The organism is Nocardioides marinquilinus (assembly GCF_039543705.1).
In the GTDB taxonomy this organism is placed as follows: Bacteria; Actinomycetota; Actinomycetes; order Propionibacteriales; family Nocardioidaceae; genus Nocardioides; species Nocardioides marinquilinus.
Window position 1 is genome coordinate 615,232 of record NZ_BAABKG010000003.1, and the last position, 19,957, is coordinate 635,188.

Below are 19,957 nucleotides of genomic sequence, written 5' to 3' on the forward strand. Positions count from 1 at the left end.
GCTCACACCAGCGTCCAGGCGCGGACGGCGTTGGCGCGGTTGACCAGCTCGACGCGCTCGCGCACGTCGTCGGTGTCGCGGGCCAGCTGGCGGTAGGCGCGCTCGATGCCCTCGCGCAGCGCCCCCTCGCGGGCGGCGTACGAGCCGACCTGCCCACCGGACGACGGCCCGCCACCGCCGCCGGTGACGATCGCGAGCGCCTGCTCGAGGATGCGCACCGTGTAGCGGCCGACCGTGGCGGTGTCCATGGGCACCGACTCGACCGAGCGCATGGCCTCGTCGAGCAGGCGCACCCGCTCGGCCGGCGGCACCGAGACGGCGTCCGCGCCGAGCAGCACCTCGGCCCGCAGCTGGCGGCTCTCGGGGTAGCCGCGGCTGGTCTTCGGCACCAGGTCGAGCGCGGCCACGGCCCCGGCGGCGTCGCCGCGGGCGGCCCGCACCCGCGCCATGCCGAACGCGGCGGGCGCCACGTAGGCGGCGTCGGTGACGGCGCAGGTGGCGTAGAGGCCCTCGGCGACGCCGGGCAGCCCGCCCCGCTCGCAGGCCACGGCGAGCGCCAGCTTGGGGGCCAGCTCGCCGGGCACCTGCTGGTAGACGGCGTTGAAGGCGGCCTTGGCCTCCTCCCAGTCGTCGCGCGCCATCGCGGCCAGGCCCTCGACCCACAGCGCGCGCCACTCCCACGGGTCGTCGCGCAGCATCTCGGCCGCGACGTCGCCGGCGCGCTCGGCGTCGTCCAGCTCGAGGGCGGCGCGGGCGCGGGCGAGCCGCACCTCGGGCGACTGCTCGGGCGCCTGGTCGGTGAGGACGGCGAGCCGCTCGGCCGGGTCGGTGGTGCCGACGCCGCCGAGCCAGCCCACCTGGGGGTCGCCGGCGTCGACGCGCAGCTGCGGCAGCTGCGACCACTCCAGGACGCCGCGCGAGGTGGTGGGCGCCTCGAACAGCGGCGAGGCGGCCGAGGTGAGCGAGGTGCCGGTGGAGCGGCGGGCGACGGTCTCGCGCAGCACGCCGAGCAGCTGGGTGCGCAGCTCGTCGGCCGAGGCGAAGCGGTCGCTCGGGTCGGGCGCGCAGCACTTGGCGACCAGCCAGTAGAGCGAGTCGTTCTCGGCGAACAGCGGGGTGGCGTCGGGCGGCGGCAGCGAGTGCAGGTAGGTGCCCTGGTAGCCGCGGAACTCCATGCAGAGCACCACGATGGTGCGCCCGATCGTGTAGAGGTCGGAGGCGACCGACGTGCCGACCTCGGCGACCTCGGGCGCCTGGTAGCCGAGCGTGCCGTAGATGGCCGACTCCTGGTCGTCCATGCGGCGCACACCGCCGAGGTCGATCAGCTTGAGCGAGTCGCCGACCTGGATCATGTTGTCGGGCTTGAAGTCGCAGTAGGCCAGCCCGAGGTCGTGCAGGTAGGAGAAGGCCGGCAGCACCTCGAGCACGAAGGCCAGCGCCTGGTCGACCGGCAGCGGGTCGTAGGCGCCGCCGTTGGCCTTCATGCGGGCCTTGAGGATCTGCTTGAGCGACTGGCCGCCGACGTACTCCATGACGATGTAGCCCGCGCCCTCGTGGGTCACGAAGTTGTAGATCTCGACGATCAGCGGGTGCTCGACCTGGGCGAGGAACTGCTGCTCGGCGATGGCGGCGGCGAGCGCGTCGGGGTCACCGGAGTTGAGCAGGCCCTTGAGCACCACCCACCGGTTGCTGACGTTGCGGTCGCGGGCCAGGTAGATCCAGCCCAGACCGCCGTGGGCGATGGCGCCGGCCACCTCGTACTGGCCGGCCACGAGGTCGCCGGGCTGCAGCTTGGGGGTGAACGAGAACGGCTGGCCGCACTGCGGGCAGAACCCCTCGGTGCGTCCGGGTCGGCCGTCGCGCGAGCGGCCGATGTGGGTGCCGCACTTGGAGCAGACCCGCTTGTCCTCGGGCACCTCGGGGTGCGGGTTGATCGCGCCGGCCGGGTCGACCGGCGGCGCCGGCGGCACGCTGGTCAGGCCGGCGCCGAGGCGGGCGGCGCGCAGCCGCTGCGACCCCTCGCGCTGGCGGCGGGTGGCCACCGACTCGCCGCCGACGCGGGCCGAGCCGAAGCGGGCCGACTGCACCCGCGCGGACGACGACGACGTCGAGATGGCGGTCGACGGCGTCCCCCCGCCGATGGGCTCGGACTGACCGGCCGGCCCCGGCCCGGCCGCGGCACCGGTGGTGACGGCCATGCCGCAGGTGTCGCAGTAGCCGTCGGCCGCCGTGCCGCCGCAGCCGGGCTGGCCGCACGGCGTGCCATTGGGGGCGGCGGCACGCGCGGCGGCGACAGGGGCGGCCGGACCGGCGGTGCGCTTGGACGTCGGCGCGTCGCCCACGCCCGCCGGCGCGGCGGAGGCGGCGGCCGGGCTGGGCGCCATGCCGCAGGTGTCGCAGTAGCCGTCGGCGATGGTGCCGGCGCAGCCGGGCTGGGTGCAGGTCACGGCGTCCTCCCGGTGGTCTGGTGGGTCTGGAGCCAGGTCTGGTAAGTGGCGACGAGCTGGCGGCACACCGGCATCGGGGCCGGACGCCGCGCGAGCACGTCGCGCGCGAGCCGCTCGGACGCCGCGAGGTCGGGGTGGGCGGCGAGCCCGACGGCACCGGCCTTGACCACCCAGGCGTCGAGCAGCGCGCCGAGGTCGGCGTGCTCGGCCAGGGCGGCGGCGTAGCGCTCGCGGGCGTGCCCGAGCGCCTGCCCGACGCGGGCGAGCCGCTCGAGGTAGGGGCCGACGGCGGCGGGGTCGGTCTCGGGCACGGGGCCGAGGGCGTCGACGTCCGGGACGGCGTAGCGCGGGGCCGGCTCGACGGTGGCGACGCAGGTGGAGGCGAGCGTGGTCAGCTCGGCCTCGCGCTGCTCGAGCTCGGCGCGCAGGCGGTGCGCCTGCGCCACCTGCTCGCGGGCGTCGCGGCGCCGCTGGTTGCCGACGATGAGGTCGCGCTCGAAGACGGCGGCGTCCTGCTCGACGGGGGCGAGCAGCCCGTCGACGTCGGCGCCGCGTCCGGCCCGGTCGGCGATGTCGTTGGCGCGGGCCATCAGGGCGGCGAGCCGGTCGACCGCGGCGTCGCGGCCGGTGGCGGGCTCGAGGCCGACCTGGTCGCGGATGCGCTCGAGCTGGGCCCGCAGGCGGCGGATGCGGGCGGCCGCGGCGTCGGCGCCCGGCGTCAGGGCGAGTCGGGTGCGCAGCTGCCCGGTGAGGGCGTCGCACAGGCGGCAGGTCTCGGGCAGCGAGGTGCCCGAGCCGTCGAGGCGGGTCCAGATGAGCGAGGCCATCTGCTCGCGGTCCTGGGCGAGCACGCGGCCGCCGTCCCAGACCGTCCACAGCCGGCGGTGGCGCTCCTCGACGCCGTTCCACAGCGAGAGCGCCAGCGCCATGTCGGCGGCGACCTCGGCGCCCCGCCCGGCGGCGAGGGCGGCGTCGTCCAGCTCGTCGAGCTCGCTGCGCCGGGCGCGCAGCCAGACGTCGAGCTCGGCGAGGTAGCGCTGCAGCTCGGCCGGCTCGGGCGCGTGCCCGAGCGACCCCGGCGCGGTGGGCGCCGCGGTGGTGGGCGCGTCGGTGGTGGTCACCGGCCGTAGACCGGCTCCGGCTGGGTGGCCGGTCCGAGCACCTCGGCGAACCAGCGGTCGTAGGACTCCTCCCAGCCTCCGTCGCGGCGCAGGTCCTCCAGCGTGCGGTTGACCAGCTCGACGAGGTCGCGGTTCTCGGCACTGACGCCGATGCCGTAGGGCTCGTCGCTCAGCGGGTCGATCGGCAGGACCCTCGAGTAGGGATCCTGGGCGGCCAGGCCGGCGAGCACGGTGTCGTCGCCCGTGACGGCGTCGGCCTCGCCGTTCTGGAACCGGACCATGCAGGTGGAGTTGTCGGGCGCCGAGACCGGGATCGCCTCGGGGGCGATCTCTTGGATGTTGGCGATGCTGGTGGTCCCCGCGGAGGCGCAGACCCGGCGTCCGGCGAGGTCCGCGACGGAGTCGATGCCCGAGCCGACACCGGTGAGCACGCCCTGGCCGGCGTCGAAGTAGACCTGCGAGAAGGCGATCTGTTCCCAGCGGTCGCACGTGATGGTCATGTTGCGGGCGACGATGTCGATCTCGCCGCTCTGCAGCAGCGGGATGCGCTCGGCGGCGGTGATGACGCGGAAGGTGACCTTGTCCTGCGAGGTGCCGAAGATCTTGGCGGCGATGGCGTTGACCATGTCGATGTCGAAGCCCTGCAGCCGCTGCGGGTTCTGCGGGTCGCGCGAGGAGAGCAGGAAGACGTCGGCCGCCACCCCGGCCACCAGCCGGCCACGCTTGCGGATCGCCTCGACGCCCGGCAGCTGGGTGACGTCGCCCGTCGGCTCGAAGGAGCGCAGCTGGCTGCCGTCGTTCTCGCAGTCGGGCGGGTCGGCGGGGGCCGCGGACGACGCCGCCGGCTCGGGCACGACCGTGGGGTCGTAGCCGCCGCACCCGGCGAGCAGGACGACGAGGGCGGCAGCGCTTGCGGCGAGACGGCGGTTCACGCGTATTCCTTGCGTCGCTGGTCGATGCCCCGGGCGGCGGCACCGGCCGCGCCCAGACCGCCGAGCGCGGTGAGCACGATGAGGACCACCGAGATCGTGCCGCCGCCACGGAACCCGTCGGCGGCCTCGGCGCCCTCGGCCGCGACGACGTCGGCGGCCTGCGCGTCGAAGGCGTCGAGCAGCGCGGTGGCCGAGCCGTCCTGACGGTCGACGGCCAGCTGCACCGCGGCCGCCCACTCCCCGCGGTCGTCGCGCTCGCGCACGGCGTCGTGGGCGGCGACGTACTGCTGCCACAGCCCGAGGGTCTCGGGGGTGGCCAGCTCGTCGACCATCTCGGCCTGGGCGTCCCAGAGCGGCTCGTAGACCGTCGTGCCGGCGCCGCGGTTGATCAGTCCGCGGCTCTCGTTGGCCTTGGCGTCGTTGGCGGCGGTGCGGGCGGTGGCCTCGTCGATGGCGGTGCGGTAGGCACCGTCGCGGGTCTCGCCGTTGCCGATCGACTCGATCAGGGCGTGCGCGGTGGTGACGAGGGTGAGGAAGCCGATCGCGACGGCGGCCGCGGCGAGCCCGAGGTTGACCCGACGGTGGAAGCGCCGGGCAAGCGCACGGTTGAGCAGGTGAAGCGCGAACAGGGCGATCACGCCGACGCCGAGCAGCCACCACGGGTGCTGGCCGTCGAGCTCGCCCTCGGCGCGGTCGGTGTTCGCGTCGACGAGCGCCGCGACGATCGGCTGCGCCGTGCCACGCAACGTGCGGCCGGCGTCGTTGACGTAGGCGATGCCGATCGTCTTGTCCTGGCGGTTCAGCTCGCGGGCCTGGGCCACCGAGGTCGTGTACTGCGAGACGGTGGCGTTGAGGTCGGCCAGCGCCTCGCGGTCGGCGGGCTGCGCCTCGGCGGCGTCGGCGATCAGCCGCAGCACGTCGTCGACGGCCTGGTCGTACTCGGCGCGCGCGTCGGCCGGCTCGAGGCCGCCGGAGAGGTAGGAGTTGGTGGCCACGGCGTCGGCGCGCAGCAGCAGCGACTGGATCTGCTGCACCCGCACGACCTGCTCGGTGTTGTCGGCGGCACGGCCGTTGGCCTGCCACGACAGCACCTGCACCACCACGGCGACCACGGCGAAGGCGAGGCAGACGGCGACGGCGGCGCCCTGCAGCCGGCCGAGCAGCCGCGGGACGTCCTCGGTGAGGTCGCGGCCGTCGTCGGCGGCCGCGCCGGACGAGGAGGTGCGGGCCGGGGTGGTGGCGCGCCGCTTGCCCGGCGGCGAGGCGGGCGGCGCCGGCTGCGGCGCGGTCTGCGTCACGAGGTGGCCTCCTGCGCGGGCACGGGGTCGGGCACGGGGTCGGGCTCTGAGTCGGGCTCTGGGTCGGGCTCTGGGTCAGGCTCTGGGTCGGGCTGGATGTCGACGGTGGGGGGCACGGGGTCGAGGTCGTCGGGCTCGAGGGAGCGCAACTGTGTCACGGTCGGTGCCTCGACGTCGCGCAGCCGCCAGGCCTGGCGTCCGATGGCGGCCTCGAGCAGGTTGCGCACGTGGCGGGCGTTGCCGAACGAGGGCCCGCGCTCGACCCCGCCGAGCAGCGCCCGCAGCCGGTCGAGCACGTCGTCCCCGGCGTCGTAGTCGGCGGCGCCGACCATGCTCGCGAAGATCGCGACCAGCTCGTCGTCGGTGTAGTCGACGAAGTCGAGCATCGTGCGGAACCGGCTCTCGAGGCCGGGGTTCTCGGCGATGAAGTGCGCCATGGGCACGGGGTAGCCGGCGACGATGACGACGAGGTCGTCGCGGCGGTCCTCCATCTCCTTGACCAGCGTGTCGATGGCCTCGCGGCCGTACTGGTCGCCGGCCAGCGAGTAGGCCTCGTCGACGAACAGGACGCCGCCGACCGCCGACTCGACGACCGTGGACGTCTTCTCGGCGGTCTGGCCGAGGTAGCCCGCGACCAGCTCGGAGCGGTCGACCTCGACCAGCTGCCCCCGGCTGAGCAGCCCGAGCGCGCGGTAGATGCCGGCCACGAGCCGGGCCACGGTGGTCTTGCCGGTGCCGGGGTTGCCGTTGAAGACGAGGTGGCGGGTGATGGTCGCGCCCTTGAGCCCGGCCTCGGACCGCAGCTTCTCGACCCGCAGGACGGCGGCCTGCCGGTGCACCTCGTCCTTGACCGCGCGCAGCCCGATCAGCGCATCGAGCTCGGCCAGCAGCTCCTTGACGGTCTTCTCGGGCTCCTCAGGCTGGCGCGCTTCGACAGGCTCAGCGTCCGTCACCTCCGTCGGGAGGCCGACCACGGACCCTGAGCTTGTCGAAGGGCCCTGACCCGACTCCACGGACCCTGAGCCTGCGCCGTCCTGAGCCTGTCGAAGGGTCGAAGGGCCCTGACCCGAGTCCACGAGCTGCGCCCCCGCCACCCGCATCGCGTTGTCCTGGGCGCTCGCGGACGGCGTCCCGAGCAGCGCGGCGGCCAGCGCGACCTCGCGCAGGGCGGTGGCGTAGGACGCGCGGCCGGGGCCGGTGAGCGCGGCCAGCACGGGGGTCGGGGCGGCGCGGAAGACGTTGCCGCGCTTGGCGGCGAGGAAGAACGACTCGGTGGCGGTGGCCGGGCGGCCGGTGGCCGCGCACCACGCCGCGGCCGCGCCGAGGGAGCGCTCGGCGACCGTGGCCGCGAGGGCCTCCCCCTCGAGCCGGGCGACCGAGCCGTCGACGCCGGCGTCCTCGGCGGCGCGCGTCAGCGCGTCGAGCGCGGTGGTCAGCGCGGCGGTCGTCATCGCGTGGTCCTCACGGGGTGCCCAGGGTGAGCTGCGGCCCACCGTCGGCACCGTGCCCGAACTTCGCCTCGAGGAACATCCCGTGGGCGATCAGGGCCTGCGCGTCGGCCCGGTTGGCGGCGTCGGCGATCTTGTCCATCGTCGAGCCGAGCAGCTCGAGCTGCTCGACCAGCACCATCAGCGAGGTCTTGTAGCCGTCGATCGGGCGGGTGTCGGCCCAGTCGCGCGGCAGCCGCAGGTAGGCCGTGACCGCCTCGGGCAGGTAGGTGGTGGCGGTGGCCACGACCGAGTAGCCCTCCTGCGAGCCGAGGCCGAGGTTGCGCAGCCGCGGCAGCGTGTCGTTGATCGAGCGCGCGATGCGCACCACCCGCGCCGTCACCACCGGGGGCGCGTTGGCCTCGGTGAGCATCGCGTTGACCCGGTTGAGCGAGTCGCGCACGTCGGCCTCGGTGGGCGGTGCGGGCACCGGGGCGCGGTCGCCGTCGGCGTCCCCGCGCCGTCGCCGCAGCCACGACCTCAGCCCCACCCCGTCGGTCCCGGCTCAGCCGAGCGGCTGGTTCGACAGGTCGAGCGTGCCGGCGGCGTTGCGGGTGTCGTGGCGCTGCACCCGCTCGAGGTAGGAGCGCGACTTGAGCACCTCGTTCTCGAGGACGCCGATCGTGGTCGACATGCTGTCGAGCGCCTTGACCTTGAAGTCGTCGATGGAGTCCATCGTGGCGTAGATGTTGGCGAAGGCGGCCTGCAGCTGCTCGATGCCGATGGTCGACGAGGCGGCCTGCTCCTGGATGGCGGCGGAGTTGTCGCGCAGCATCTCGGACGTGCGCTGGATCATCCCGGACGTCGTGCTGTTGAGCGCGGTGATCTGGTCGAGCACCAGCTTCTGGTTGCCCAGCGCCTGCGCCACGATGACGGCGGTGCGCAGCGCCGAGACGGTGGTGGTGGTGGCGCGGTCGACGCCCTTGATGAGCTCGACGTTGTTCTTGATGACGACGTCCATGGCCAGGTAGCTCTGGATCGAGACGGCGAGCTGGGTGAGCAGGTCCTGGTGCTTCTGCCGCACGTAGAACAGCACGTCCTGGCTGAGCGCGCGGGCGGCGTCCGGGTCGGTCAGCTCGAGCTCGGCGATGCGCGCGGCCAGCTTGGCGTCGAGCCGCTCGGCGACGTAGACGTACTGGTTGAGCCGCCCCATGACCGCCCAGAGGTTGGTCTTCTCGAGGTTGAGGGCGACGTTGTCGCGCTGCAGCTCGTCCTGGCCGTTGCGCAGGCTGTGCAGGATGCCGTTGAGCTGGCTCTGCGCCGACTGGTACTTGCGGAAATAGTCGGTGATCTTGTCGCCGAACGGCAGGATGTCGAGCCAGCGGCGGGCGCCGGTGGCCTGGCTGGGGTCGAGGTCCTCGACGGTGCGGCGCAGCTCGAGCAGCGTCTTGCCGACCGAGGAGCCCTGGGCGATGCCGCCCTCGCGCAGCGCCCGCACCGGCCGCTCGAGCATCCGGTTGGACGTCTCGGCGGCCTGCCGGATGTCGGCGTCGCCCATCGTGCGCACGTTCTCGGCCTGGGCCGCGAACTCGGGGCTGCCGGCCTGCGTGCTCGTCAGCGCGGCGAGGAAGCCGTCGACCTTGGCGTCGAGCTCGGGCCGCGCCGTCTCGGTGACCTGCGGCGCCATCTTCGGCGCCGCGGTCTCGGCGACGGCGGCGGGCGGGGCGGGGGCGACCAGGGTGAGCACGGGGTCGGGCGGTGCCAGCGGCTGGACGGCGGCCTCGGCACCTGCGGTGGACGGCTGCTCGGGGGTCCCAGCGGTCATGGCGCGCAGTCTGTCACCTGGGCGCGCCTGCGTCGCGCGTCGTCGCGGGCCGTCACCACCACGTCACACCACGTCAGCACCGCGTCAGCACACGTCAGCACCGCGCCACGGCGCTCACGAGTAGCGGTGGCTCTTGGCGGTGTGGCCGGCCTCGCGGGTGCACGTGCGGCCGCCCATGTTGCGGTGACCGCACAGCGCGTCGGTGGCGGCCTCGGCGGCCGGCTCGTCGACGGCGCCCGACGCGGACGCCGGCGTCGCTGCCGGGGCGGGCCGGGCGGGCCGGGCGGTGGGCGGGGCGACCGGTGGCTGCGCCCGGGTCGCGGCACGTCGTCCGGGCGCCGTCGCGCCGCCCGAGGCCTGGTCGCGGGCGTACTTGGCCTCGCGCAGGGCGCGCAGCTGGTCGTTCTTGCTCATCGGCTCGTCACGTCCCCGACCCTAGGCGCGGCCACCGACAACCCGTGGGCGCCCCGCCCGTCGGCACCGCGGGAGTGGGCGTCCGCGCGCCCTGTCCGCGGTTCGGGAGGAGTGGTGGGCGGGGGCGTCAGGGATACCCGGTTCACCGGGTGTCCCCGACGTTCTGGGGCGATGCAACGCCCGAGAAGCGGGAGGAGAAGCCGAGAACCCTCGGCCCGAGCCGGCCGGGCTACCAGGCGACCGAGCCGGTCGCGCGCAGCGACCCCAGCGCCGAGGCCATCGGCAGGTCGAAGTCGACCGAGCGCTCGTGCACCTCGACGACGGGCGGCGGAGTGGCGCCGAGGTCGACGTACCAGGTGTCCTCGCCCTCCTCGGGGCGCGGCGCGAGGTGCAGGTCGAAGGGCTCCCACCAGCCGATCTCGCCGACCTCGCCGCGTCGGTGCTGCTCGGCGAGGTCGTAGCGGCCCCAGCCGGTGTAGCCCGGGACGGCGAGCGCGAGCGTGGTCAGCGCGGTGCTGCCGACCGGCACCGGGTCGGGCGCCTCGACCCGCACCCGCAGCCACGGCAGGGCCGGGTCGTCGTGGTCCTCCTCGGCCTCGCAGGGCAGCGTCAGCACGACCGAGGCCTCCTCGCCGCCGGTGAGGCCAAGCCGCAGCTCGGCGGTCTCGCCGGCCGCCGCGAGGTCGGCCAGCCGCTCGCGGCGCCGCTGCTCGTCGGCCGCCTCGGCCGCCGCGCGCCGGGCCTCCACGTTCTCGGGCCGCGCGGCGGTGACCCGGTCGGCCAGCGAGGTCGGCAGCACGCGCTCGAACGCCGAGGTGGCGGCCTCCTCGCGGGCGGCCCGCTCGGCGTCCTCGGCGCGCACCTCGGCGTCCTCGCGGGTGGTGCGGTCGGTGGTGACCAGCTCGGTGCGCCTGGCCTCCGCCCACGTCGTGGCCTGCTTGGCCAGCTCACGCCAGCCCATCAGCGCTCCACCCGGAACGTGACCGAGCGCGCGGCGCCCTGGCCGTAGACGTTGCGGGCGACGACTGCCGCCGAGCAGGTGGCCCGCCGTACCGACCCGGCGCGCCAGGTCAGCGACCGGGCGCCGGGGCCGACGTCCTTGCGCAGGCGCTCGACGCCACCGCAGCGGACGACGACCCGCTGGCCGCGCACGGGGGTGTCGGGGTTCGTGCCGGCCGCGGTCCACCGGATCGTGCGGGTCGCGGCGGAGCGCTGGCCGCCGACCGTCACCCGGCCCGGTCGGGCCGGCACGGCGTACGGACCGAGCGGCCGGTGCACGAGGACCCGGCTGGCCGGCGCGGGCGGCGCGGTCTCGGACGACGGCTCGTAGGCGACCGTCGCCAGACGGCCGTCGGGCAGCACGTCGACGGTCGCGGCGAACGCGCCCAGTCCGGTGCGCGGGCCGGCCAGCACCGCGGCGGGGGCGACGTCGCCGGTGGTGCCCGGGGCGAAGCGGGCCACGTTGGTGCCGCCCTCCCCGTAGCTGCCGACCCACACGTTGCCGGCCCGGTCGGTCGCCACCCCGGTCGGGTAGTCGATCAGACGCGTCCGCGGCCCGGTGAGGTAGCGCCGCGGGGCCACGTCGCCGTCGGCGCCGGGGGCGAACACCGCCACCCAGGGCCTCGGCCCGTCGCCGTCGACCTGGTAGCCGCCGACGACCAGCCGGCCGAGCTCGTCGGCGTCGACCACCGTGGGCTGCACCAAGCCGGTGCGTCCGCCGCCGGGAAGGCTGCGCACGGGCGTGGTGAGACCGCCGCGGAGGTCGAAGACGTCGATGCCGTTGGTGTTGTTGTCGACCACCGCCACCTCGTCGCCGACCGCAGCCATGGCGTTCGGCTGCTCGAGGCCGAGCTGCTCGGTCGTGAACGACGTCGTGGCCCCGTCGGTACGCACGACCACGACCGTCTCGTCCTGGACACCGTCGTAGATCGCGTCGAACGACTCGCCCCCGAGCACCGTGACCACCCCGTCGTCGGCGGCGGCCAGCAGCAGCCCGGTCTGGCCGACGGGCAGGTCGCGGCTGAGGTCGACGGTGCGCAGCGGCGTCGCGCTCCCCCGCGCACTGCTCGCGTAGACCTTCACCCGGTCGCCGTCGAGCACGTAGAGGCGCCCCGCGGCGTCGACGTCGAGGTCGTCGACCGGCGCGCCCGTGGCGAGCGAGCCCACCGGTGCGCGGTTGGCGACCACCACCGGGTCGGCGGCCGAGGCGGGCGCTCCGCTCAGCAGGGGGAAGGCGAGAACGAGGGGCACGAAGGGCGTGAGGGGCGTGAGGCGCACGGGCTCACGGTAGGAAGCCGAGGACGTCGTCCGCCGGGGTTTGGCCGAACTACTCGGGCTCGGTCGGGGGCCGCCGGCCGACGTCCACCACGAGCCACGGCATGGCGAGCTGGGTCAGCGGGCCGATCGCCAGCGCGAACAGCACCGTGCCGAGCCCGGCGACGCCGCCGAGCAGCAGGCCGAGCAGGACGACGGCCACCTCGATGCCGGTGCGCACCAGCCGGATCGAGAGCCCGGTGCGCCGGGCGAGCCCGGTCATCAGGCCGTCGCGCGGGCCGCGGCCGAGCTGCGCCCCGATGTAGAGCGCGGTGGCGAGCGCGCACAGCACGATGCCGCCGACCATCAGCGCGATCCGCGCGGCGAGGGGGTCGGGACGGTCGAGCAGCCACAGCGTGCCGTCGGCCGCAAACCCGACGACGAGGGCGTTGGCCACCGTCGCCAGGCCCGGCTTCTCGCGCAGCGGCAGCCACAGCAGCAGGACGACGAAGCTCATCACCACCACGGCCTGGCCGAGGGTGAGCGGCACGTGGTGGACGAGGCCGGAGTGCAGCACGTCCCACGGCGCCAGGCCGAGGTCGGCGCGCACCATGAGCGCCAGCGAGGCGCCGTAGAGCACCAGCCCGACCATCAGCCGCACCAGCCGCTCGGGCAGCCGGCCCGCCCGCAGCTGGGCGAGCGGACCGAGGTCGGTCAGGCCCGGCGAGCGGGGCGGGTCGAGCAGCGTCACGCCACCCAGCCTGCGCCAGATTGGCCTCCTCCGGCATAGCCAATCGTGGAACACTGGTCTGCATGCAGCGCACCGTCTCCGCCGCCCGCGTCGCCGTGCTGGTCGGCACGCTCGAACCCGGACGCCGTGGGGGCCGGCCCGCCTACGCCGTCCTCGCCGACCGGCTCACCGAGCTGGTCGGCGACGGCCGCGTCGGGCTCGACGTCCGGCTGCCCAGCGAGCGTGAGCTCACCGAGGCGCTCGGGGTCTCGCGCACCACGGTCACCCGCGCCTACGCGGTGCTGCGCGAGACCGGCTACGCCGTGGCCCGCCAGGGTGCCGGCACGTTCACGAGGGTGCCGGGCGGGCGACGCCGCGCCCACGACCGCGCGCTGCTCCCCCGGCCCGGCGACGGCGACGCCATCGACCTCAACTGCGCGGCGTCGTCGGCTCCCCCGGGCGTGGCCGCCGCCTTCGCCGAGGCCGCCGCCGAGCTGCCCGCGCACCTCGGCGGCCACGGCTACTTCCCGGCCGGGCTGCCGCGGCTTCAGGAGGCCATCGCGGCGACCTACGAGGCCCGCGGCCTGCCCACCGACCCGGGTCAGGTCATGGTGACGCCGGGCGCGCTCACCGCCGCCGCCATCGTCGCCCAGGCCCACACCGGCCCCGGTGACCGCGTGCTCGTCGAGTCGCCGGTCTACCCCAACGCCACGCAGGCGATCCGGCACAGCGGGGCGCGACTGGCCGGCGTCCCGGTCGACCCCGCCGGCTGGGACCTCGACGCCGTCGACCGCGCGCTGCGCGAGGTGCGGCCGGTGCTCTCGTACCTGATCCCCGACTTCCAGAACCCCACCGGGCTGCTGATGAGCGACGACGAGCGCGCGGCCTACGCCCGGCGGCTGCGGCGGTCGGGCACGGTGGCGGTGGTCGACGAGTCGCACCAGGCGCTGGCGCTCGACGGACAGGTCATGCCGCGGCCGTTCGCCGCCTTCGACGACCGCACCATCAGCCTCGGCAGCGCGAGCAAGGCGTTCTGGGGCGGGCTGCGGCTCGGCTGGATCCGCGCGCCCCGCGGCGGTATGGAGCGCCTCACCCGCGCCCGCCTGGGCCTCGACCTCGGCGCCCCGGTGATGGAGCAGCTGGTGCTGACCCGGCTGCTGCACGACGCGGATGACGTCGTCGGCCGCCACCGCGAGCGGCTCGCCGTCCAGCGCGACGCCCTGCTCACCGCGCTCGCCGAACGGCTGCCCGAGTGGCGGGTGCGACGTCCGGGTGGCGGACTGGCGGCGTGGTGCGAGCTGCCGTCGCACGGCTCGGGCACCGCCGTCGCCGAGGAGGCCGAGCGCCGCGGCCTCATCGTCGCCCCCGGCCCCGCGTTCGCCGTCGAAGGCGGCCTCGACCGCTACCTGCGGGTGCCCTGGACCCACCCCGCCGACGAGCTCGAGCTCGCCGTCACCCGCCTCGCCGAGGCCTGGGACGCCGTCGGCCACCGCACCCCCACCACCCCCCGCCCCCCGCGCCGGGTCATGGTCGCCTGACCCGCTGCTTGATTGCACCTCCGCTCCTTCGTCGCTTCGGCGCGTGTTCGCGGCGCCTTCACGCGACCCGGTTCGCTCCTGCGCACGGAGGGCTCGCTCCTCCGTCGCTGCGCCCTCCGTGCTCGTCACTCACCAGGTCGCGCGCCGCGAACGGGCATGACCGGCCGTGCTGCCCAGCACTGCCGTCGTCGCGCCCAGGAGATCGCGCCGTCCGTGCGGGCTGACCCTGCGTCGCTGCGGTCGGTCTCGCTGGCGCTCGGTCCGGAGCCTGCGTGTGGCGGGTCGGTGGTTGCGTCCGGGGCCCTTCGACAGGCTCAGGGTCCGTGCGGCGGGCCACCCTCGGGTCGGGGTCCCTCAGCTCAGGTCGACGGCGCGGGCGGAGGCGGCGTCCATGGCGGTCTCGATGTCCTGGAGGACCTCGGGGGCGATGGCGGAGTCGACCGAGAGCGCGACGAGGGCCTGGCCGCCCTTGGCGTTGCGGGAGACCTGCATGCCGGCGATGTTGACGCCGGCCTCGCCGAGGATGCGGCCGACGGTGCCGACCATGCCGGGGCGGTCGTGGTAGCTGACGAACGCGAGGTGGTCGGTGGGCTCGAGGTCGATGTCGTAGTCGTTGACGGCCACGATGCGCTCGCGCTGTGCGATGCCGACCAGGGTGCCGCTCACCGAGACCTGCGAGCCGTCGGCCAGGGTGCCGCGGATGGTGATCAGGTTGCGGTGGTCGGGGCTGTCGGCCTCGACGACCAGCCGGACGGCGGTGCCGCGCTCGGCGGCGAGCAGCGGCGCGTTGACGTAGGTGACGGCGTCCTCGACGACGTCGGTGAAGACGCCCTTGAGGGCGGCCAGCTGCAGCACCGAGACGTCGTGCTCGGTGATCTCGCCGCGCACCTCGACGTCGATCTGCTGGGCGAGCTCGCCGGCGACGCCGGTGAAGACCCGGCCGAGGCGCTCGGTGAGCGGGATGCCGGGGCGCACGTCCTCGGCGATGAGGCCGCCCTGCACGTTGACCGCGTCGGGCACCAGCTCGCCGGCCAGCGCGAGCCGCACCGAGCGGGCGACGGCGACGCCCGCCTTCTCCTGCGCCTCCTCGGTGGAGGCGCCGAGGTGGGGCGTGGCGACGACGTTCTCGAGGTCGAACAGCGGGCTGTCGGTGCACGGCTCGACGGCGAAGACGTCGAGGCCGGCGGCGGCGACCCGGCCGGACTCGAGCGCGTCGAAGAGCGCCGGCTCGTCGACGATGCCGCCCCGCGCGGCGTTGACCAGCACCAGCCCGGGCTTGACGACGGCGAGCTGCGCGGCGCCGATCAGCCCGACGGTCTCGGGGGTCTTGGGCAGGTGCACGCTCATGAAGTCGCTCTCGGCGAGCAGCGTGTCGAGGTCGACCAGCCGCACCCCGACCTGCGCGGCACGACCGGCCTGCACGTAGGGGTCGTAGGCGATGACGCTCATGCCGAACGCGGCCAGCCGCTGGGCCACCAGGACGCCGATGCGGCCGAGCCCCACGATGCCGACGGTCTTCTCGTACAGCTCGACGCCGGTGTAGCGCGAGCGCGACCACTCCCCCCGCCGCAGCGCGGCGTGGGCCGGCGAGACGTGGCGGGCGGCGGCAAGCATGAGCGCGACCGCGAGCTCGGCCGCCGAGACGATGTTCGACGTCGGGGCGTTGACCACCATCACGCCCGCCGCGGTCGCCGCGCGGACGTCGACGTTGTCGAGCCCGACGCCGGCGCGGGCCACCACCTTGAGCCGCCGGGCCGCGGCGAGCGCCTCGCCGTCGATGCGGGTCGCCGAGCGCACCAGGACGGCGTCCGCGTCGGCGATGGCCTCGAGCAGCGCGACGCGGTCGGCGCCGTCGCAGTGACGCACGTCGAAGTCGGGTCCGAGCGCCTCGACGGTGGCGGGGCTGAGCGGCTCGGCGATCAGCACGACGTCGCGGGTCTGACGGCTCACACGGGTCACGGTCGGCTTCCTCGCGGTGGGGGTGGACGACGGACGGGCGGGGCGCACGACGCTGTGCACGGGTGCGGCGCACGCTACCCCGCGGCGTCCGGTGGAAAAGCGGTCGCCCGGGGGCGCGGACGGCGGGTAGCGTCGCCGGTGTCCCGTCCCCGGCGAACGGCGTGTGTCTTGAAGCTCTGAGGTTGCCCTCACCGACCTCGATCCCGACAGGGAGCTTCCGCATGCCCACGACCCGTCCCACGTCCGCGCCCGTCGTCTCGCTCACGGGCGTCTCCTTCGCCTGGCCTGACGGCACCCCCGCCCTCCGCGGCCTCGACCTGCTCGTGCCGCCCGGTCGCTCCGCGCTGGTCGGCGCCAACGGCGCCGGCAAGTCGACCGTGCTGCGGCTCGTCGCCGGCGAGCTCGCGCCGTCGTCCGGCGTCGTGTCGGTGGCCGGCGAGGTCGGCTACCTGCCGCAGGACCTCACCCTCGACGCCGGCCGCGACGTCGCCGACTTCCTCGGCGTGGCCGCCACCCTCGACGCGCTGCGGGCCGTCGAGGCCGGCTCGGTCGACCCGGCGCACTACGACGCCGTCGGCGACGACTGGGACGTCGAGGAGCGCGCCACCGCGACCCTCGCCCGTCTCGGCCTGCCCGACGGCACGCTCGGACGACGGCTCGGCGAGCTGTCGGGCGGCGAGGTCGTGCAGCTCGGGCTGGCCCGGCTGCTGCTGGCCCGGCCCGAGGTCCTGCTGCTCGACGAGCCCACCAACAACCTCGACGCCGCCGCGCGGGCGCGTCTGTACGACGTCGTCGACGCCTGGGGCGGCGCGCTGCTCGTGGTCAGCCACGACCGCGAGCTGCTCGAGCGGGTCGACCGCGTCGGCGACCTGCACGACGGCGCGGTGCGCTGGTACGGCGGCGGCTACTCGGCCTACGTCGAGCAGGTCGAGGCCGAGCAGGAGGCGGCCGAGCGGGCCGTCACCGCCGCGCGCTCCGACGTGCGCCGCCAGCGCGCCGACCGGCAGGAGGCCGAGCGCCTGCTCGCGCAGCGCAAGCGGCAGGGGGCGCGCAACGCGGCGACGTCCAACATGGGCAAGGGCGCGCAGGACTTCTGGAAGAACCGCTCCGAGAAGCACGCCGCGAAGTACCGGCGCCTGCACGACGACCGGCTCGACGCCGCCCGCGAGCGCCTCGACGACGCCGAGGCCCGGCTGCGCGACGACCGGGTGGTCCGGGTCGACCTGCCGGCCACCGAGGTGCCGCGCGGGCGGGTGGTGCTGACGACGTCGGGGCTGGTGCTGCGCACCGGCGCCGAGGTGGACGACGGCGCCCTCGACGTGCACGGACCCGACCGCATCGCGGTCGTCGGGCCGAACGGGGCGGGCAAGACCACGCTGCTGCACACGGTGGCCGGGCGCCTCGCGCCGGCGGCCGGTGAAGTGTCGCTGCGGGTGCCGGCGGGCCTGCTGCCGCAGCGGCTCGACGTGCTGGACGACGCCCGGTCGGTCTACGAGAACGTGGCCGCGGCGGCGCCCGGGCGCGATCGCACCGAGGTGCGGGCGATGCTGGCGCGGTTCCTGTTCCGCGGCGCCCGGGCCGACGTCGCCGCGGGGGCGCTGTCGGGCGGCGAGCGGCTGCGGGCCACGCTGGCCGCCGTCCTGCTGGCCGACCCGGCGCCGCAGCTGCTGCTGCTCGACGAGCCCACCAACAACCTCGACTTCGCCGCCTACGACGCCCTGGTCTCGGCGCTCGCCGCCTACCGCGGCGCGCTGCTGGTGGTCAGCCACGACCCCGGCTTCCTCGACGACGTCGGCGTCGACCGGGTGCTCGAGCTCGGGTGACGACGGCCGGGGTGGTGGTCCGCGGCCGTTCCACTCGGCTACCTCACCGTCGGCTCCACTGACCCGCCCGTGCACGGGCGGGTCAGTGCACCTCACGGTGAGGCAGTCGCCCGCGGGCCCCACGGCCGCCGCGGGCGGGACCACACGCGGGTGGACGCCGAGCGGACTCGCGGTCCGCGGCCGGCTCACCGCGGCTACCTCACCGTCAATCCCACTCTCCCGCCCGTCTAGGGGCGGGAAGGTCGACGCAACGGTGAGGCAGTCGCCTCCGACCGGCCGCAGCACCAGGCAGTGCGACCGGTCAGCGCGGCGTCTTGGCCCGCTCGAGCACCATCACGACGGTCACCGCCACCACGACGACCACCGCGGGCACCAGCCACTCCCCCGGCGGGCTGTCGGTGCCGGGGAACCACGCGAGCCAGAACCCGGGGCCCCCGCCGAGCAGGACCTTCGCGAGCGGGACGACGCCGGCGGTGAGGCCGACGAAGGCCGCGAGTCCCTGGAGTCCGTCGACGCCTTTGTCCTCAGCCATGCCACCGACGGTGCCGGGCGGGGACGGCGGGCGCATCGGCCGTCGGTCGACGACGATCGCGACCAAGGTCGCGCCCCGGCGTGCGAAGGTTCTGGGGTGCAGACGACGCTGGCCGCGGGCGACCTCCGCGAGGAGGCCGAGGCGGTGCGGCTCGCCGACGGCCGGCTGGCGGTGGCGCCGAGCCCGGCGCTGCTGCGGCGTCTCGACGCCGGCGCCACGCTGCGGGTGGACGACGGCGCCGACGGCGCCGACGGTGCCGACGACGCCACGTGGGCCGTCGTCCGGTCGGGGCGCGCGCACGCCGAGGCGAGCCACCTCCTGCGGGCCGACCTCGGGCCGATCGCCCGTCGCCGCACCCCGCCACCGGACGCCGTCCTGGTCGTGGAGGCCTGACCTCTCAGGCGAACAGCGCCTGGCCGACGTGCTCGCCCTCGCCCACCCCCGGCGGGACGGCGAACAGCGCCGAGCCGGTGGTCTGCAGGTACTCCATGAGCGCGTCGCTGCGGGCCATCGCCATCTGCACCGGCACGAAGTGGGTGTCGGGATCGCGCACGAAGGCGAGGAAGAACAACCCGGCGTCGAGACCGCCGAGCGCGTTGCTGCCGTCGACGAAGTTGTAGCCGCGGCGCAGCATCCGCACGCCGCCGTGGGCGTCGGGGTGCACCACGCGCACGTGCGCGTCGGGCGCGATGGTGGTGACGGTGCCGGTGGCGGCGTTGAAGTCGGGGGCGTCGTGCTCGTCGGTGCCGGTCAGCGGCGCCCCGCTGCCCTTGGCGCGGCCGACGAACGCCTCCTGGTCGGCCAGCGGCTGGCGGTCCCAGGTCTCGATGCGCATCGCGATGCGGCGGGCGACGAGGTAGCTGCCGCCGGCGAGCCACCCGGCCGCGGGGTCGTCGTCCGCGCCGACCCACACGTGGTCGGCGAGCGCGGCGCCGTCCTCGGCCTTGACGTTCTCCGTGCCGTCCTTGAAGCCGAACAGGTTGCGCGGCGTCGACTGGCTGGTGCTGGTCGACGAGGTGCGCCCGAACCCGAGCTGCGACCAGCGCACCGACGCGCGACCGAAGGCGATGCGCGCCAGGTTGCGCACCGCGTGGACGGCGACCTGCGGGTCGTCGGCGCACGCCTGCACGCACAGGTCGCCGTCGCTGGTGGCCGGGTCGAGCGCGTCGGCCGGGAAGTGCGGCAGCCGCCGCAGCACGCCCGGACGGCGGTCGGCGAGGCCGAAGCGGTCGTCGAACAGCGACGGGCCGAACCCGAAGGTGATGGTCAGCCCGGACGGCGGCAGCCCGATCGCCTCGCCCGTGTCGTCGGGCGGCAGCAGCGGGTCGCCCTCGACCGGGCCGACCTCGCCGGCCGACCCGCCCTGCGTCATCCGGTCGGCGGCCTCGGTCCAGTCGCGCAGCAGCGCCACCAGCTCGTCGCGGTCGTCGGTGGTGACGTCGAAGGCGGCGAAGTGCAGCCGGTCCTGCGCGGGCGTGACGATGCCCGCCTGGTGCTCGCCGCGGAAGGCGTAGGACGCCGCCCGCGCGGCCTCGTCCGGCTCGCTCGCCGTGGCGCGACCGGCGGCGAAGGCGCCGGCCGCACCGGCGGCCGCGACGCTGCCGCCGAGCAGGCCGCGGCGCGAGAGACGGGGCTGGGTCATGGCTGGTTCATCGCAG

The 19,957-nt window shown here is 75.5% G+C and carries 17 protein-coding genes; 3 read left to right on the top strand and 14 right to left on the bottom strand.

What is annotated here, in order from left to right:
• Positions 1 to 2: 2 nt before the first annotated feature.
• The 11 genes from ABEA04_RS14065 to yczE all read right to left on the bottom strand — a co-directional run bounded on the left by ABEA04_RS14065 (position 3) and on the right by yczE (position 12,468).
• The gene (locus ABEA04_RS14065; RefSeq protein ID WP_345459580.1) at positions 3 to 2,447 is read right to left on the bottom strand and encodes a serine/threonine-protein kinase; all 2,445 of its coding nucleotides are present in this window, start codon (positions 2,445 to 2,447) and stop codon (positions 3 to 5) included.
• Positions 2,444 to 3,568 (bottom strand): hypothetical protein, encoded by a 1,125-nt coding sequence (locus ABEA04_RS14070; protein WP_345459583.1) that lies wholly within the window; start codon positions 3,566 to 3,568, stop codon positions 2,444 to 2,446. Before ABEA04_RS14070 ends, ABEA04_RS14065 begins: the two co-directional genes overlap by 4 nt.
• On the bottom strand, positions 3,565 to 4,500 hold the full coding sequence (locus ABEA04_RS14075) for a glutamate ABC transporter substrate-binding protein (protein WP_345459585.1): 936 nt from the start codon (positions 4,498 to 4,500) through the stop codon (positions 3,565 to 3,567). The genes ABEA04_RS14070 and ABEA04_RS14075 overlap by 4 nt, the downstream gene beginning before the upstream one ends.
• Entirely contained in the window at positions 4,497 to 5,798 is a 1,302-nt protein-coding gene (locus tag ABEA04_RS14080) for a hypothetical protein (RefSeq protein WP_345459588.1), read from the bottom strand. Before ABEA04_RS14080 ends, ABEA04_RS14075 begins: the two co-directional genes overlap by 4 nt.
• Complete coding sequence (locus tag ABEA04_RS14085; RefSeq protein WP_345459591.1) at positions 5,795 to 7,249, bottom strand: AAA family ATPase; 1,455 nt, start codon at positions 7,247 to 7,249, stop codon at positions 5,795 to 5,797. Before ABEA04_RS14085 ends, ABEA04_RS14080 begins: the two co-directional genes overlap by 4 nt.
• A gap of 10 nt (positions 7,250 to 7,259) precedes the next feature.
• On the bottom strand, positions 7,260 to 7,715 hold the full coding sequence (locus ABEA04_RS14090; protein WP_345459593.1) for a hypothetical protein: 456 nt from the start codon (positions 7,713 to 7,715) through the stop codon (positions 7,260 to 7,262).
• Positions 7,716 to 7,790: 75 nt separating this feature from the next.
• Complete coding sequence (locus tag ABEA04_RS14095) at positions 7,791 to 9,050, bottom strand: toxic anion resistance protein (protein ID WP_345459596.1); 1,260 nt, start codon at positions 9,048 to 9,050, stop codon at positions 7,791 to 7,793.
• Positions 9,051 to 9,164: 114 nt separating this feature from the next.
• On the bottom strand, positions 9,165 to 9,464 hold the full coding sequence (locus ABEA04_RS14100) for a hypothetical protein (protein ID WP_345459599.1): 300 nt from the start codon (positions 9,462 to 9,464) through the stop codon (positions 9,165 to 9,167).
• Between the two features lie 229 nt (positions 9,465 to 9,693).
• Positions 9,694 to 10,425 (bottom strand): hypothetical protein, encoded by a 732-nt coding sequence (locus ABEA04_RS14105; RefSeq protein WP_345459602.1) that lies wholly within the window; start codon positions 10,423 to 10,425, stop codon positions 9,694 to 9,696.
• On the bottom strand, positions 10,425 to 11,741 hold the full coding sequence (locus tag ABEA04_RS14110; protein WP_345459605.1) for an NHL repeat-containing protein: 1,317 nt from the start codon (positions 11,739 to 11,741) through the stop codon (positions 10,425 to 10,427). Before ABEA04_RS14110 ends, ABEA04_RS14105 begins: the two co-directional genes overlap by 1 nt.
• 49 nt (positions 11,742 to 11,790) lie before the next feature.
• Positions 11,791 to 12,468, bottom strand: a complete 678-nt coding sequence (gene yczE / locus ABEA04_RS14115) for a membrane protein YczE (protein WP_345459607.1) — start codon at positions 12,466 to 12,468, stop codon at positions 11,791 to 11,793.
• A 62-nt stretch (positions 12,469 to 12,530) separates the two neighbouring features.
• On the opposite strand from yczE, the gene yczR reads away from it, so the two are divergent.
• Positions 12,531 to 13,985 carry a MocR-like transcription factor YczR gene (yczR, locus tag ABEA04_RS14120; RefSeq protein WP_345459609.1) on the top strand — a complete coding sequence of 485 codons (1,455 nt, stop codon included), beginning with the start codon at positions 12,531 to 12,533 and terminating at the stop codon, positions 13,983 to 13,985.
• Positions 13,986 to 14,339: 354 nt separating this feature from the next.
• Here the strand turns inward: yczR and serA are convergent, their stop codons facing one another.
• A complete protein-coding gene (serA, locus tag ABEA04_RS14125) occupies positions 14,340 to 15,944 on the bottom strand; it encodes a phosphoglycerate dehydrogenase (RefSeq protein WP_345459612.1) in 1,605 nt (534 codons plus the stop codon).
• Between the two features lie 221 nt (positions 15,945 to 16,165).
• On the opposite strand from serA, the gene ABEA04_RS14130 reads away from it, so the two are divergent.
• The gene (locus ABEA04_RS14130; protein ID WP_345459615.1) at positions 16,166 to 17,767 is read left to right on the top strand and encodes an ABC-F family ATP-binding cassette domain-containing protein; all 1,602 of its coding nucleotides are present in this window, start codon (positions 16,166 to 16,168) and stop codon (positions 17,765 to 17,767) included.
• 301 nt (positions 17,768 to 18,068) lie between these two features.
• Here the strand turns inward: ABEA04_RS14130 and ABEA04_RS14135 are convergent, their stop codons facing one another.
• Positions 18,069 to 18,299 (bottom strand): hypothetical protein, encoded by a 231-nt coding sequence (locus tag ABEA04_RS14135; protein ID WP_345459618.1) that lies wholly within the window; start codon positions 18,297 to 18,299, stop codon positions 18,069 to 18,071.
• A gap of 96 nt (positions 18,300 to 18,395) precedes the next feature.
• On the opposite strand from ABEA04_RS14135, the gene ABEA04_RS14140 reads away from it, so the two are divergent.
• Entirely contained in the window at positions 18,396 to 18,692 is a 297-nt protein-coding gene (locus ABEA04_RS14140) for a hypothetical protein (protein WP_345459621.1), read from the top strand.
• A gap of 4 nt (positions 18,693 to 18,696) precedes the next feature.
• On the opposite strand, the gene efeB is transcribed toward ABEA04_RS14140, so the two are convergent.
• On the bottom strand, positions 18,697 to 19,941 hold the full coding sequence (efeB, locus tag ABEA04_RS14145) for an iron uptake transporter deferrochelatase/peroxidase subunit (protein ID WP_345459624.1): 1,245 nt from the start codon (positions 19,939 to 19,941) through the stop codon (positions 18,697 to 18,699).
• Positions 19,942 to 19,957 lie beyond the last annotated feature (16 nt).

Coding starts and splice junctions, on each gene's coding strand:
- efeB (WP_345459624.1), bottom strand. CDS start 19,941: ATGACCCAGCCCCGTCTCTCGCGCCGCGGCCTGCTCGGCGGCAGCGTC.
- ABEA04_RS14130 (WP_345459615.1), top strand. CDS start 16,166: ATGCCCACGACCCGTCCCACGTCCGCGCCCGTCGTCTCGCTCACGGGC.
- ABEA04_RS14100 (WP_345459599.1), bottom strand. CDS start 9,464: ATGAGCAAGAACGACCAGCTGCGCGCCCTGCGCGAGGCCAAGTACGCC.
- ABEA04_RS14135 (WP_345459618.1), bottom strand. CDS start 18,299: ATGGCTGAGGACAAAGGCGTCGACGGACTCCAGGGACTCGCGGCCTTC.
- ABEA04_RS14105 (WP_345459602.1), bottom strand. CDS start 10,425: ATGGGCTGGCGTGAGCTGGCCAAGCAGGCCACGACGTGGGCGGAGGCC.
- yczR (WP_345459609.1), top strand. CDS start 12,531: ATGCAGCGCACCGTCTCCGCCGCCCGCGTCGCCGTGCTGGTCGGCACG.
- ABEA04_RS14085 (WP_345459591.1), bottom strand. CDS start 7,249: ATGACGACCGCCGCGCTGACCACCGCGCTCGACGCGCTGACGCGCGCC.
- ABEA04_RS14095 (WP_345459596.1), bottom strand. CDS start 9,050: ATGACCGCTGGGACCCCCGAGCAGCCGTCCACCGCAGGTGCCGAGGCC.